The sequence below is a fragment of the Planotetraspora phitsanulokensis genome, from assembly GCF_016863295.1.
GTDB classification, from domain to species: Bacteria; Actinomycetota; Actinomycetes; order Streptosporangiales; family Streptosporangiaceae; genus Planotetraspora; species Planotetraspora phitsanulokensis.
Genome location: NZ_BOOP01000045.1, coordinates 1 through 12,563 on the forward strand (window position 1 = coordinate 1; position 12,563 = coordinate 12,563).

Here is a 12,563-nt window from a genome sequence, read left to right on the forward strand (position 1 = left end):
GAAAGCCACTCGCCATCCGGTGCCCGCCCCACCGGCTCAACGATCTCGAACAACGCCCCCACCCCACCCCAAGAGATTCGAACACCTATACGAATCATTTCATGAGCACGGATGGTGAGCAAGGCATACCTGTGAGTAATTAGAGAACTCTCGCCAGGCGCAATTGCCAATTCGGGCAGTTCGCAGCATTTCTCAGCAAATGGCGCGAATTATCTAGTCCCCGTCCGGCGGGTTCCGCGAGCGCTGCGCTGGCGCGCGGATGCGCCAGCAGGGGCCCTTAACTGGTGAGAGCTTCGTGACCTGCGGCTTACGAGCGCGTCAGGGCCCTGGCCAGCCGCTGTTCCAGCCGCGACCGGACATCTGGCCACTCCGTCGCGATGATCGAGTAAATCGCGGAGTCGCGGAGCAGTCCCTCTTCTCCCGGCGCCCACGACTGCGACCAGTTCCGCAACACCCCTTCGAACCGCGCGCCCACCTTCTCGATGGCGGCACGAGAGCGGTGGTTGCGCGCGTCCGTCTTCAGGTCGACCCGCGCCACGTCCCAGTTCTCGAAGGCGTTGCCGAACAGCAGCAACTTGGATTCGACGTTCAGCCCGGTGCCCTGAACCGACGTCGCCAGCCACGTGAACCCGACCTCGACGGCGTCCAGGCGGTCTTCCGACGACCACAGCCGCGGATCCCAGTAGGCCGTTGCCCCGACCGCCCGCCCCGTCGCTTTCGCCACCTGCGCGTACGGGGCGAGCCGCCCCGTCGCGGCGCGGGCGAGTTGCGCGTCTATGTACTGTGCGACCTCGTCGGCTCTGGGCACCCAGGTGAACCCGTATGAACGCCGATCCTCTTCCGCCGCCATGGCCAGGTCCGGCGCATGACGATGGTTCAACGGCTCCAGGCGTACGAGCGCGCCCTCCAGAACCGGCGCCTCCAGCGTGAAACTCATCCGCCCCGCCTTCCACGTGAAATGAGCACTGCGCAATGTAACTCGCAGGGCGGCTGTCCGCGCGAGCCGTTTTGGTAGGTGGCGTCAGGTTGTGCGGCTCTCCGGGATGAGCCGGGATCTTCCTCGATCCTGGCGACGCTACGGTGTCTGCGTGCCTCTTCTTGCTCCTCTGGACCGGTCATGAAATTACACGTGGGCTGCGCGATGTGGACACACGCTCCGTGGCGGGGGCGTTTCCTGCCCCATCCGCTTCCTCCCGAGGAGCGCCTGCGGACCTACGCCACCTGGTGCAACGCGGTGGAGGGCAACACGACGTTCTACGCGACCCCCGCGCGGAGCACGGTGGAGTCGTGGGCGCGGCAGACCGCACCCGACTTCCGTCTCGTGGTGAAGCTGCCCAAGTCGATCACGCATGAGCGGCGGCTGAACGGTGCCGAGGAGGAGTTGCGGTCGTTCCTGGACGCGATCGAGCCGCTCGGGCCGCGGGCCCACGCTCTCTGGATCCAACTGCCGGGTTCGTTCGGTCCGGCCGATCTCGGCACGCTGGCGGGATTCCTCCGCCGGCTCCCCCACACGTACAGGTACGCCGTCGAAGTGCGCCACCGGGCGTTCTTCGACGACAGGCGATCCGAAGGACTTCTCGAAAGGGTCCTCGCCGGTGTCGGGGCGGAGTGGATTCCGTTCGACACCGTCACTCTCTTCCGGAGCCCGCCGACCAGCGACGCCGAACGTGACGCGTGGGTGAAGAAACCGCGTGTGCCACGCCGGACGGCCGCGCTCACCGACCGCCCGATCATCCGCTACCTCGGACGGGACGCCACTGAGCACACGGTCGAAGGGTGGCGGCCCTGGATCGGCACGGTCACCGAATGGCTGCGGGAAGGCCGTTCGCCGACGGTGTTCATCCACACGCCCGACAACGCCGACGCACTGACGCTCGCCCGTCGTTTCCACGATGAGGTGCGGGCGCGTGTGCCCGAGGTCGACCCCCTGCCCGAACCCCTTCCCGCCGAGCCGCCGACCCTCTTCTGATCACCGGCGCCCGAACAGGAGACCTCGGCGCATCGTCAGGCGGCGAAGAACTCGGCCAGCACGGGTGCGAGTGCTTCGGGGGCCACGTCGTGCGTCTGGCCGCCGAGCGTCCGGTGCTCCGCGGTGGGCAGCGCGTCCGCCGTCGCCCTCGCCGCCTGGCGGAGCCCCTGCGGGCTGGCCTCGCCGGCGAGGACCAGCGCCGGAACGGCGATCGCCGAAGCAAGGTCACGCGGTACGGTGCAGCCGGCGAGCACTTCGTCGTCGTAGGCGAGCGTCGGGGCGATCGCCTCCAGCTCGGCCCAGCCCGGCTGCGCCCGGATGCCGGCGACGACTGGGGCGGGCATGCCGACGCGCGTCATGAACAGGGCTACGGCGTCGCCTCCGCGTCCGGCGTCGAGTAGTTCGTGGAGCCGTTCTGTGTACTCCTTGCTCGGGGTGTCGCCTTCGACCTCGGCCATGAACGGTGGCTCGTAGAGCGCCAGCCTGGTGATCCCGGGGCCGGCCGCCGCGGCCGCCAAGGTGAGACCCGCTCCAGAGGAGATGGCGTAGACGTATGCCTCGCCCCCTGCCTGTGCGATGAGGGCGTGGAGGTCCTCGACCTCGCGAGCCACCGCGTAGGGCAGGGTGTCCGAGCTTTCGCCCCGGCCGCGACGGTCGTAGGTGTAGACGGTGAAGGTGTCCCGCAGGAGCGCGGCGAGGGGCCGCATCGGCCCCGCGCCGCGGTAGCACATGGCGCCGTCGACGAGGACGAGCGCCGGTCCACTGCCAGTGCGCTCGTAGGCGATCGTGGTGCCGTCGGCTGACGTGACTGTCGGCATGTCGTGTTCCCTACTCTCGCTGGGCGTTCAGCTCGGCCACGTAGACGTCGAAGCGGTCGAGGCTGGTGGTGAAGCCGGCCCTCGCCTGCGCGCTGAGATATGCCGCCGGGACATTGGTCTGATGGGTGACGACCTCGGTCCGCCCGTCGTGCAGATCGATGAAGGTGATCGTGGTCCGCATGCCCCCTTCGACGTCGGCCTCGACCCACACCAGCAGTTCGGGACGGCGTACCTCGACGTAGACGGCCCGCATGGTGTGCGTGCTGCCGTCGGCATCGCTGACCATGGTGGTCTCGAAGACGCCACCGGGCCGCAGGTCGATGGTGATGTTCCCGACCGGCGTCGTCGTCCCGGCCGGGCCCCAGAAATGGGTGAGATGCTCCGGCGTGGTCATGCAGTCGAACAGCACCTCGGGCGAGGCCCGGTGCACGCGCCGGTAGGTCAGCTCGCCGGTCTCGGTCATCGTGTCGTCTCCCCGTCCCGGCGTTGGGCGGCTTGGAGGGCGGCCAGGTGCTGGTCGAGCCGGTCATGTCGGCCGGCCCAGATCCGCCGATGGCGCTCGATCCAGCCGGCGACCGCATCGAGGCGTTCGGTGTCCAGGACGCAGGGCCGTGACTGCGCGGTGCGCGTCCGCGAGATCAGGCGGGCGCGCTCGAGCACCTTCAGGTGTTTGGACACTGCTTGTTGCGTCATCGCGAACGGCTCAGCGAGCTGGTTCACCGTCGCGTCGCCATGAGCCAAGCGCTCCAGGATCGCGCGCCTGGTGGGGTCGGCCAGCGCCGAGAACACCAGGCTCAGTTCGTCTTCCATGACTGCCACGCCCCCGACCCTACGCACAACCGCGAGTTTGCACAACCACATGGTTGTGCAAGCGCGAGGTCGCCCTGCGCCTCTGCCGACGTGTGGGGTGGAGCCCACCCCGGACCGCCGTATCGCGGAGGCAGCTCTCCTGTGAGGATCGATGGCATCCACACGTTCGGTCCGGAGGTTCAGCGGCCGTGGCGGATCGCTCCTGAAGCCCCGGCCTTTTCGTTTCTCATGGAAGTCGTTCGAGATTCCATGAGAAACGAAATCGCGGGCCCTGCCCCCTTGGCCGGGCTTCGACCCTGTAAGACCACTGGAGCTCGCCACAGCGTCCCCGGCTGTGAAGAGCTTCCCGGTCAGGCGCCCCCGGCGGACATGCCGCCGTCGACGGTGAAGACGACGCCGCTGGTGTAGGCGGAGCGGTCGGAGGCGAGGAAGGCGACGAGGTCGGCGATCTCGCGCGGGTTCGCCGCCCGGCCGAGCGGGTAGCCGGCCATGAGGTCGGCGTACGCGTTCTCCTCGCCCTCGTGTGCCTTGAGGAGGGTGAGGATCCGCTCGGTCGCCACCGGCCCGGGGTTGACGCCGACCACACGGATGCCGTCGTTCAGGCTGCGACCACCCAGGGCTCGGGTGAACGCCATGAGGGCGGCGTTGCCGGAGCTTCCGGCGATGTAATTGGAGTCGACCCGCTCGCCGGCGTTGCCGATGTTATTGATGATCACTCCACGCCCGCGGGCCTTCATCCGCGCGTAGACGAGTCGCGTGAGATCGACGTAGCCGAAGACCTTGAGCTCCCACGCGTGCCGCCATGCCTTCCCGTCGACCGCGTCGAGGGAGCCGCCGGGGATGTCTCCGGCGTTGTTGACCAGAATGTCGAGATCCGGCACGTCGCCGGCGAGGCGGTCGAGATCCTCCGGCTGCCGCAGGTCGACCGGGTGCACGGACACTTCGACGGAGTGGGCGGCGCGCAGGCGGTGCGCGAGGTCTTCGAGCGCGGACGCGCTGCGGGCGGCGAGGTGCAGGTCGCAGCCCTCCTCGGCGAGCACCTCCGCGGTCGCGGCGCCGATGCCCTTCGACGCGCCGGTGATGAGAGCGCGTCTGCCGCGCAGGTTCAGATCCATCGCAAGCCCCCGTGTGTGCGACGTTCAAGCAGTTGTCGAAACCATGAGTTCCGTCAGAGCTTTGCCGGAACTCATGGTTTCGTCAAATGGTAGTGTCGGCACGTGTCGCTCGATGTCGCCGGTGAGCCGGTCCCGCCCCGTCCCCACACGGGACGCCGCCGCAATCCCGCGGTGCGCAAGGCCGTGCTGGACTGCGCCGCCGAGTTGCTCGCCGGGCCGGACGGCATGGCCGTCTCGATCGACGCCATCGCCCAGGCCGCGGGCGTCAGCAAGCACACGATCTACCGATGGTGGCCCTCCAAGGGGGCGGTGCTGCTGGAGGCGACGGTCGAACGTGCGCAGAAAGAGGTGACCATCCCTGACACCGGCGCACTCGCCGCGGATCTGGAGGCGTTCCTCGCGGACACCTTCCGCGCCGTGGAAGAGGTGGCCCCCCTGTTGCGCGGCCTCATGGCCGAAGCCCTGCGGGACACCGTGGCCGCCGAGGGAATGCGTGAATTCATCGCCGCCCGGAGAAACGAACTCCGCGGCCTGCTCGTCCGAGGTCTGGATCGCGGGGAACTGCCGGCGGAGACCGACCTGGAACTGACGATCGACCAGATCTACGGGCTGATGTGGTACCGGATTCTGATCGCTCGCTCCCCTGTGACCGCCGAGGTGGCGACCCGGTTGGCCCGGGCGGTCACCAGGCCTGGAACGCCTGCATAATGCGTGATCGCCGTCAATTCTCTATCGGCCGTTTGAACCAGAGGACCACGGGGTCGCGGTTGCCGGGATACGCGGCGCTCACCATTTCCCAGCCGCCCATGCCCAGCTCCGCGATGAAACGGCAGCGGGCGTCGTGGTCGTCCTCGTCGCCTTTCGATCTGTCGCGCTTCATTCGTATCCATTGGCCGGCCTGTGGGCCCGGCAGGTAAAACCGTGCGCCATCGACATGCACCTCGCATAATTGCCACTGCTGAATTCGCTAGACATAGCAACGGACGGAGTCGCATGTCCAGATTCATGTGGGCGGCGCAGGAAAGGGGACGATCATGGCCGACGGGGAGGGGCGGGAGCCGAGCATGGACGACGAACAGCTGATCCGTGAACTGGTCGAACGCTGGGCTGCCGCGGTACACGCCGGCGCCCTCGAAACGGTCATCGCCGACCACTCGGACGAGATCGTGATGTTCGACGTGCCGCCGCCCGTTCAGGGGGTGCGCGGGATCGACGCCTACCGGGACGTCTGGCCGCCGTTCTTCGAGTGGCAGTCGCACGGAGCCTCGTTCGAGATCACGTCACTGGAGATCACAGCCGGGACGGATGTGGCCTTCGCCTACGCGTTGCTGCGCTGCGGCACGCCCCAGGATTTGGCCGCCGACCCCGGGAACCGCCTGCGCCTCACCCTCGGGCTGGCCAAGGAGCAGGGCCGTTGGGTCGTCCGCCACGAACATCACTCGTTCCCTTTCACCGGGTGAAGTGGGACTGTGTCGCCACTTCCACGCTGACCAAAGGCGTCGGGCCGGCACCTGAACGGCACCGGCCCGATGTGATCGGTTCCCGACTCGGGTCAACGCACGTCGACGTAGTCCTTGAGGCTGTTGGCGTTGACATACGTTGAGCTGAAGGTCTCCCAGGTCGCGCTCCAGCTGCCGTCCTTGACGGCGGTGAACTTCTTGCTGAACCGGCCCTTGGAATCGATGACGGTGTTCCCCATGTACTTGGCGGTCTTGCTCCCCTTGGCCTGGAAGTAGAAGTCGACCCGGCGCTTGGTCATGTGGACGAACTTGCTGCCCAACAGCTCTCAGAGCTGTTCACCAGGGACCGTGAGCCCCGTTTCGTAGGCCGCGATCACCGCCTGCACCCGATCGCGCAGCCCGAGCTTGGTGAGGACGTTGCTGACGTGCGTCTTGACCGTGTGCTCGCTGAGGACCATCTCGACGGCGATCTCCGCGTTGGACAACCCGCGCGCGATCATCTGGAGCGTCTCCTGCTCGCGGACCGTCAGTACGGCGAGCCGGTCCGAGGGCGGTGCCACAGGGCGGGCGACGGTCCTGGAGGTGAACTCGGCGATCAGCTTTCTGGTGACCGAAGGCGCGAGGAGCGAATCCCCGGCCGCCACCACCCGCACCGCGTGCACGAGATCGTCACGACGGACGTCCTTGAGCAGGAACCCGCTCGCGCCCGCCCGCAACGCGTCGTAGACGTAGTCGTCCAGGTCGAAGGTGGTCAACATGAGCACCCGGCAGTCGGTCTCTGCGGACACGATGCCGGCGGCCTCGATTCCGTCCATCGTGGGCATGCGGATGTCGAGAAGGAGCACGTCCGGCCGGTGCTCTCGCACCGCCGCGACGGCCTCGGCCCCGTCGCCCGCCTCGGCGACGACCTCGATGTCGGGCTGGGCGTCGAGGATCATGCTGAACCCGGCGCGCACCAGCTCCTGGTCGTCGGCGACCACCACCCTCACGGTCATGCCGCCACCGATTCCGCGAGCGGCAGCCGTACGAGCACCTGGAAGCCCGGCCCGTCGGCACGGGGGCCCATGGTCGCCGAGCCGCCCAGGGCGCTCGCCCGCTCCTGGATGCCGATCAGGCCGTTCCCCCCGGAGGGGTAGGACGTCCCGGAGCCGCGGCCGTCGTCGGTGATGCTGATCATGAGTGTGTCGTCCTGCCAGATGAGCCGGATGTCGGCACGGGTGGCGCCGGCATGCTTGACGATGTTCGTGAGGGCTTCCTGCGCCACCCGGTAGGCGGCGACCTCGATGTCGGGGAGCAACGGCCTGGCCTCACCCGACGAGGAGAAGACCACGTCGAGCCCGGTGCCGGCGACCTGGTCGGACAGCCCGGCCAGATCGTCGAGGGTCGGCTGCGGCGCTCGCGGGCCCGTGTCCTCCTTGAGCACGCTCAGCATGCGGCGGAGCTGGACCATGGCGTCCCGTCCCGCGGAGGCGATCGCGTCGAACGCGGCCTCGGCCCGGGCGGGGTTGCTCCTGACCACGACGGGACCCGCCTCGGCCTGCACCACCATGAGGCTGACCGCGTGGGCGAGGATGTCGTGCATGTCCCGGGCGATCCGGGCCCGTTCGCGCTCGGCGGCCCGTTCGGCCTCAGCCTGGCGTTCGTGTTCCAGTTGGACGGCCCGTTCCTCCAGCGCCGCGGCGTACGCGCGGGAGGTGGCGGAGGCGCGGCCGACGGCGTACGCGGCGACGAACAGAACGATGCCGCGTAGCGCCGTGTCCGAGGAGCCGACCAGAAGCAGGCCGCCGCCGAGGGTGACGACCAGGATGACCACGCGGCGCAGGGGCGGCGAGTAGGCGGCGACGGTGTAGAGCGCGATGAGCCCGCCGTACCAGATCGGCTGCGCGGCGACCTGGTCCGCGAGGTCGTAGAGGGAGGTCGCGATGACGCTGGCGAGCAGCACGGTCACCGGCGCCCGGCGTCTCCACACGATCGGCACGGCTGAGGCGACCACGACCGCGTATCCCCACCAGTCCCATGGTCCGCCGGAGGGATTCGAGCGGGACAGGAGCGGCCACATCTGCACGACCAGCACCAGTACGGCGAGCACCGTGTCCAGCCACAGGACGGGGAGGGACTTCCACCGGCTGTGTGCCGGGGCGAGAAACGGCAAAGCGGACACGAGGCTCAATCTTGCCTGACCATTCAGTACGGCGAAGCCGGGAACGCCGATCGGCGGCCCGGGTGGGCCCGCCGATCGGTGTCGTGTCACGCGGCGACGGGAACGGGCTCGGCGGCACGGGAGGCCAGACCGGCGAGCGGGATGAAGGAGATGAGCAGGAAGAGGGCCCCGAGCGGCATGAGGTCCTTGTCGAGGTTCGGCACGACGCAGTCGAGCAGGACCAGGACGGGCGTCCAGGCCTTGACGCGACGCTGGACGGCGAGCTGGGCGACGATCGCGAACTGGCCGATGAAGAAGAAGAGCGGAACGACGGTGTAGACCGCGAACAGGACGCCGGGGACAGCCTGGATCCGTTCGAAATGGACGCCCATGGCGGCGTGGTCGGCCGAGAGGAAGCCGACCACCATGTCGATGACGAACTGTGCGATGAGCGACAGGATGCCGATGATCCCGATCGTGGCGCTCACTGTGGACAACGTGTTCCGTCCAGCCATCCGGCGCATCTGCACGAAGGTCACGACGAACATGGCCAGGGCGCCCAGGAAGGCGAGGTGGCCGATGGTCCAGGCGAGGCCGGGACCTCTCTCTCCGTCGAACCCGTCAAGGATCCGGATCACTCCGTAGGCCATGGTGAGCAGGGGGGCTGCGACGAACGCGATGCGGGGGTTCATTGGGTGTCTCCTCAGCGGTTTCGGTAACACCTCAATGGTGGATTTCTCCTGCTCGGAGGACATCGCCGAAGAGAGCCATCTCGCCGCTCCCTCTCAGGAGGGGGTTCATCCCCCACACCGGCGAGGTCCCCGTGAAGCGGAGGCCGCACCAGGTCACGCGAAGGGCCGGACAAAAAGGAGGGCGGGCGTCGCGAGACGCCCGCCCTCCTTCACTGCTTCGTCGTGTCAGCGCCCGAGGGTGCCTTTGGTCCCCTTGGGGCCGCCGATCGGCTGACCGCCGTTGGGGCCGCCGGGATCGCCGATGGGACCGCCCGGCGTCGTCCCGGGGTCGTTCTGGCCCTGGCCGTTGTCCGTCGGCTCCTCGTTGTGGGGGGCGCAGCCGGCGCCACAGCCGCCGAAGCGTGCGGTGTTCACCGGGGTGAAGTCCGTTGCCGGGATGCCCTTCAGGGCATCGATCATGGTGTACTTCCAGATCCGGCCGGAGATGTCCGCACCGAACACCGAGCCGTACGTGGTGCCGCCGATGGTCACGTTGTTCAGCTTGTGCTTGACCGCGCCGCGGGGGTCGCCCAGGCTCACCGCGCCGGCCAGGTCGGGGGTGAACCCGGCGAACCACGCGGAGGAGGAGTCGTCACTGGTGCCGGTCTTGCCCGCCGCGTCGCGGCCGATGCCTCCGACGGCGCTCATGGTGCCCGACGGGCCGAAGACTCCCGTCAGGATGTGCGCGGCGGCGTCGGCGACCTCCGGATCCAGCGCCCGCTTGCAATTCGGCTTGTACGTCGTGGTCTTGCCGTTGCGGTCGGTTATCGAGGTGATGGCCTGGGGCGGGCAGTACATGCCCCGCGCGCCGATGGCGGCGTACGCGGAGGCGACGGTCACCGGGTCCATCTCGTTGATGCCGAGCGTGAAGCCCTCGAACTCCTGCAGCGCTTGTCCGTCGGCGCGCTTGATGCCCAGCGACTTGGCCGTCTTGACCACGTTGCACAGGCCGACCTTCTGCTCCAGCGACACGAAGAAGGTGTTGACCGACTCCCAGGTGCCGGTCTGCAGGGTCTTGAACCCGCCCGATCCCTCGTCGTTGGTGACGGTGTGGCTCGGGTCGCCGATGCTCTGGCCCTTGCAGTTCTTGAAAGCGGCATAGCCGGGCGCCGTGTAACCCGCGGGGCTCTGGATGCCGTCATTGAGCTTCCAGCCCTCCTTGAGGGCGGTGAGCAGAGTGAACACCTTGAAGGTCGACCCGGCCTGGAAGCCCGTGCCGCCGCCGTGGGCGACGTTGGCCACCACGTTGTAGGAGATCTGCTTCTTGCGCTTGTTGGTGCCGTACTTCCTGCTGGCCGCCATGGCCTTGATCTCGCCGGTGCCCGGCACGACCAGGGCTTCGGACGCGACCGGGTTGTCGGTGGCGTAGACGCGGTCCTTGATGGCCTTGTCCGCTGCGGCCTGCATCTTCGGGTCGAGTGTGGTCTTGATGGTCAGGCCGCCGCGCTTGAGGAACTGGTCGCGGGCGTCGGCCGTCTTGCCGAAGGCGCTGAACGCGGGGTTGGTGAGGATGTCGGCGCGCACGTACATGCAGAAGTAGGGGTACTTGCTGGACTCGCACCCGCCGGGGAGCGGAGTGTCCTTGTATCCCAGCGGCTTCTTCTTGGCCGCGGCTGCCTGCTCCGGGGTGATCTTCTTGAGCTCCGCCATCCGGTCGAGCACGGTGTTGCGCCGCGCCCGCAGCCGGTCCTGGCTCTTCTTCCCGGCTGAGGGGTCGGTGCTGTTGGGCTGCTGTACGGCTCCCGCCAGCGTCGCCGCCTGGGTCAGGTTCAGCCGGGACGCCGACACCCCGAAGAACCGCTTCGCCGCGGCCTCGATCCCGTTGGCCCCAGCGCCGAAGTAGGCGATGTTCAGGTACTTCTCCAGGATCTGGTCCTTGGAGTACTTCCGCTCCAGGCCCATCGCGTACCGGAGCTCGGCGAGCTTGCGCCCGTAGCTCGGCTGCAGGGCCTGCTCCTGCTCCTCCTTGGTCGTGGCCTTGTTGAGCAGCACCTGCTTGACGTACTGCTGGGTGATGCTGGAGCCCCCCTGGCTCACCCCACCCGCGATCACGTTCTTGGACAGCGCGCGGACCGTGCCCTCGATGTCGATCGGCCCGTGCTCGTAGAAGCGGTAGTCCTCGATCGAGATGATCGCCGTCTTCATCACGTCGGCAACGTGGTCGAGCGAGACGCTCACCCGGTACTGGTCGTAGAACTGGGCGATCTGGTGACCGTTGGCGTCCACCACGGTCGACTTCTCCGGCAGCGGGGGTTCGACGAGGTCGGCCGGATTGATGTCCAGGTCGTTCGACGCGGTCACGATCCCGACGCCGATGCCGCCCACCGCCGGCAACGAGATCCCCGCCACGAGGGCGCCCCCGGCGACCCCGAGTGCCAGGAGCAGCGCGACCCCTCGACCTACCTCTGTCCGAAATATCCCCCGTGTTGGCATACACGCCAGGTTATTAGCCCCAAGTGACTCGTGTGGCTGTCATGGAACGGAAAAGCAGATCTGATACGGCGACACGGAGATCGGTTTTCCGGACCGCGACTGGTCACTCGTCCGATACCGGGCGGGACGGTCGCCTCCGTAGCTTTCCTGTCCTGAGCACCTCGCTGACATGGACGGACGGGATGGCCGTGACGGAGTCGCGGGGCGGGCCCGGCGGCCGGTCAGTCCACGGCCGAGTTCACTCCCTCGTCCGCCGCGAGGATGCTCAGCAGGGACAGAGCCTCCTCGGCGGCGCCGCCGGGGTCGGCGTGGCAGACGAAGAGCAGCACGCCCGGACTGCTCTGGACGCACAGCGTGTCATGCCGGAGGTCCACGTCGCCGATCTCGTGATGGCGCATGTGTTTGTACTCGTCCACCTGCACATCGTGGTTCGACCACATCCGGCGGAACTCCCTGCTCTCCGAGGAGAGTTCGTCCACCAGTTCACGCAGGGCGGGCGCGTCTTCGTCCTCCTCGGCCGCGGCACGCAGGTGGGCCACCTTCGAGCGGGCCTCGCGCTCCCAGTCGGGGAAGAACTCGCGGGCACCGGGAGCGAGGAACGCGTGGCGCATCAGGTTGTCGGTGTGATCCATGCCCTTGAACAGCACGCGGGCCATGCTGTTGGCGGCCAGGACGTCCAACTGGTGGTTCACCGCGAAAACCGGCGCGTGATACCAGTTCTCCACGGTCTTCTGCAGTTTCTGGGAGATCTGAACCTGCCCCGCCGGGTGCGCGACGCGGTACAGGTGGTCGACGCGGTCGGTGTCGAGGTTGTAGACGTGTGCCAGGGCGTTCAGCACGTCATCGGGCGGGTGGGATTCCAGCCCCTGCTCCAGCCGGGCGTAGTAGGCCGGATCGAGGCCTGCCATGAGGGCCACCTCTTCGCGCCCCAGTCCCGGCATGTGCCGGTGGCCGTGTCGCCGCCTCAGTGCGTCCAGCGGCGCGGTGTTGCGGAGGGCGCGAAGCAAGTCAGCAAGTACTTCCACTCCGTCACGTTATGACCTGATAATCCTATTTACTATGGGTGTGTTACACCTAGGACTCAAGA

The 12,563-nt window shown here is 67.9% G+C and carries 15 protein-coding genes; 3 read left to right on the forward strand and 12 right to left on the reverse strand.

Annotated elements, in window-relative coordinates:
* Positions 1-307: 307 nt before the first annotated feature.
* The gene (locus Pph01_RS37505; RefSeq protein ID WP_239117314.1) at positions 308-937 is read right to left on the reverse strand and encodes a GNAT family N-acetyltransferase; all 630 of its coding nucleotides are present in this window, start codon (positions 935-937) and stop codon (positions 308-310) included.
* A 180-nt stretch (positions 938-1,117) separates the two neighbouring features.
* Between Pph01_RS37505 and Pph01_RS37510 the strand changes: the two genes are divergently transcribed.
* Positions 1,118-1,969, forward strand: a complete 852-nt coding sequence (locus Pph01_RS37510) for a DUF72 domain-containing protein (RefSeq protein ID WP_239117315.1) — start codon at positions 1,118-1,120, stop codon at positions 1,967-1,969.
* 35 nt (positions 1,970-2,004) lie between these two features.
* On the opposite strand, the gene Pph01_RS37515 is transcribed toward Pph01_RS37510, so the two are convergent.
* The 4 genes from Pph01_RS37515 to Pph01_RS37530 form a co-directional block, all read right to left on the reverse strand.
* Positions 2,005-2,787 carry an alpha/beta fold hydrolase gene (locus Pph01_RS37515; RefSeq protein WP_204077997.1) on the reverse strand — a complete coding sequence of 261 codons (783 nt, stop codon included), beginning with the start codon at positions 2,785-2,787 and terminating at the stop codon, positions 2,005-2,007.
* A 10-nt stretch (positions 2,788-2,797) separates the two neighbouring features.
* Positions 2,798-3,250 (reverse strand): SRPBCC family protein, encoded by a 453-nt coding sequence (locus Pph01_RS37520; RefSeq protein ID WP_204077998.1) that lies wholly within the window; start codon positions 3,248-3,250, stop codon positions 2,798-2,800.
* Positions 3,247-3,597 carry an ArsR/SmtB family transcription factor gene (locus tag Pph01_RS37525; RefSeq protein ID WP_239117324.1) on the reverse strand — a complete coding sequence of 117 codons (351 nt, stop codon included), beginning with the start codon at positions 3,595-3,597 and terminating at the stop codon, positions 3,247-3,249. The genes Pph01_RS37520 and Pph01_RS37525 overlap by 4 nt, the downstream gene beginning before the upstream one ends.
* Before the next feature lie 350 nt (positions 3,598-3,947).
* Positions 3,948-4,712 (reverse strand): SDR family oxidoreductase, encoded by a 765-nt coding sequence (locus Pph01_RS37530; RefSeq protein WP_204078000.1) that lies wholly within the window; start codon positions 4,710-4,712, stop codon positions 3,948-3,950.
* A gap of 102 nt (positions 4,713-4,814) precedes the next feature.
* On the opposite strand from Pph01_RS37530, the gene Pph01_RS37535 reads away from it, so the two are divergent.
* Entirely contained in the window at positions 4,815-5,420 is a 606-nt protein-coding gene (locus tag Pph01_RS37535) for a TetR/AcrR family transcriptional regulator (protein ID WP_239117316.1), read from the forward strand.
* A gap of 13 nt (positions 5,421-5,433) precedes the next feature.
* On the opposite strand, the gene Pph01_RS37540 is transcribed toward Pph01_RS37535, so the two are convergent.
* Positions 5,434-5,592: a hypothetical protein gene (locus Pph01_RS37540; protein WP_204078001.1), complete on the reverse strand. Its 159-nt coding sequence runs from the start codon at positions 5,590-5,592 to the stop codon at positions 5,434-5,436.
* A gap of 154 nt (positions 5,593-5,746) precedes the next feature.
* Here Pph01_RS37540 and Pph01_RS37545 point away from each other — a divergent pair, with 154 nt between their 5' ends.
* Complete coding sequence (locus Pph01_RS37545; RefSeq protein WP_204078002.1) at positions 5,747-6,172, forward strand: nuclear transport factor 2 family protein; 426 nt, start codon at positions 5,747-5,749, stop codon at positions 6,170-6,172.
* Between the two features lie 92 nt (positions 6,173-6,264).
* On the opposite strand, the gene Pph01_RS37550 is transcribed toward Pph01_RS37545, so the two are convergent.
* The 6 genes from Pph01_RS37550 to Pph01_RS37575 all read right to left on the reverse strand — a co-directional run bounded on the left by Pph01_RS37550 (position 6,265) and on the right by Pph01_RS37575 (position 12,501).
* Positions 6,265-6,471, reverse strand: coding sequence for a hypothetical protein (locus Pph01_RS37550; RefSeq protein ID WP_204078003.1), 207 nt, complete (start codon positions 6,469-6,471; stop codon positions 6,265-6,267).
* A gap of 27 nt (positions 6,472-6,498) precedes the next feature.
* A complete protein-coding gene (locus tag Pph01_RS37555; RefSeq protein ID WP_204078004.1) occupies positions 6,499-7,167 on the reverse strand; it encodes a response regulator in 669 nt (222 codons plus the stop codon).
* Positions 7,164-8,333 carry a sensor histidine kinase gene (locus Pph01_RS37560; RefSeq protein WP_204078005.1) on the reverse strand — a complete coding sequence of 390 codons (1,170 nt, stop codon included), beginning with the start codon at positions 8,331-8,333 and terminating at the stop codon, positions 7,164-7,166. Before Pph01_RS37560 ends, Pph01_RS37555 begins: the two co-directional genes overlap by 4 nt.
* Positions 8,334-8,419: 86 nt before the next feature.
* On the reverse strand, positions 8,420-9,004 hold the full coding sequence (locus Pph01_RS37565) for a hypothetical protein (protein WP_204078006.1): 585 nt from the start codon (positions 9,002-9,004) through the stop codon (positions 8,420-8,422).
* A 225-nt stretch (positions 9,005-9,229) separates the two neighbouring features.
* Complete coding sequence (locus tag Pph01_RS37570) at positions 9,230-11,476, reverse strand: transglycosylase domain-containing protein (protein ID WP_204078007.1); 2,247 nt, start codon at positions 11,474-11,476, stop codon at positions 9,230-9,232.
* 221 nt (positions 11,477-11,697) lie between these two features.
* Positions 11,698-12,501, reverse strand: a complete 804-nt coding sequence (locus tag Pph01_RS37575; protein ID WP_204078008.1) for a helix-turn-helix transcriptional regulator — start codon at positions 12,499-12,501, stop codon at positions 11,698-11,700.
* Positions 12,502-12,563: the final 62 nt, after the last annotated feature.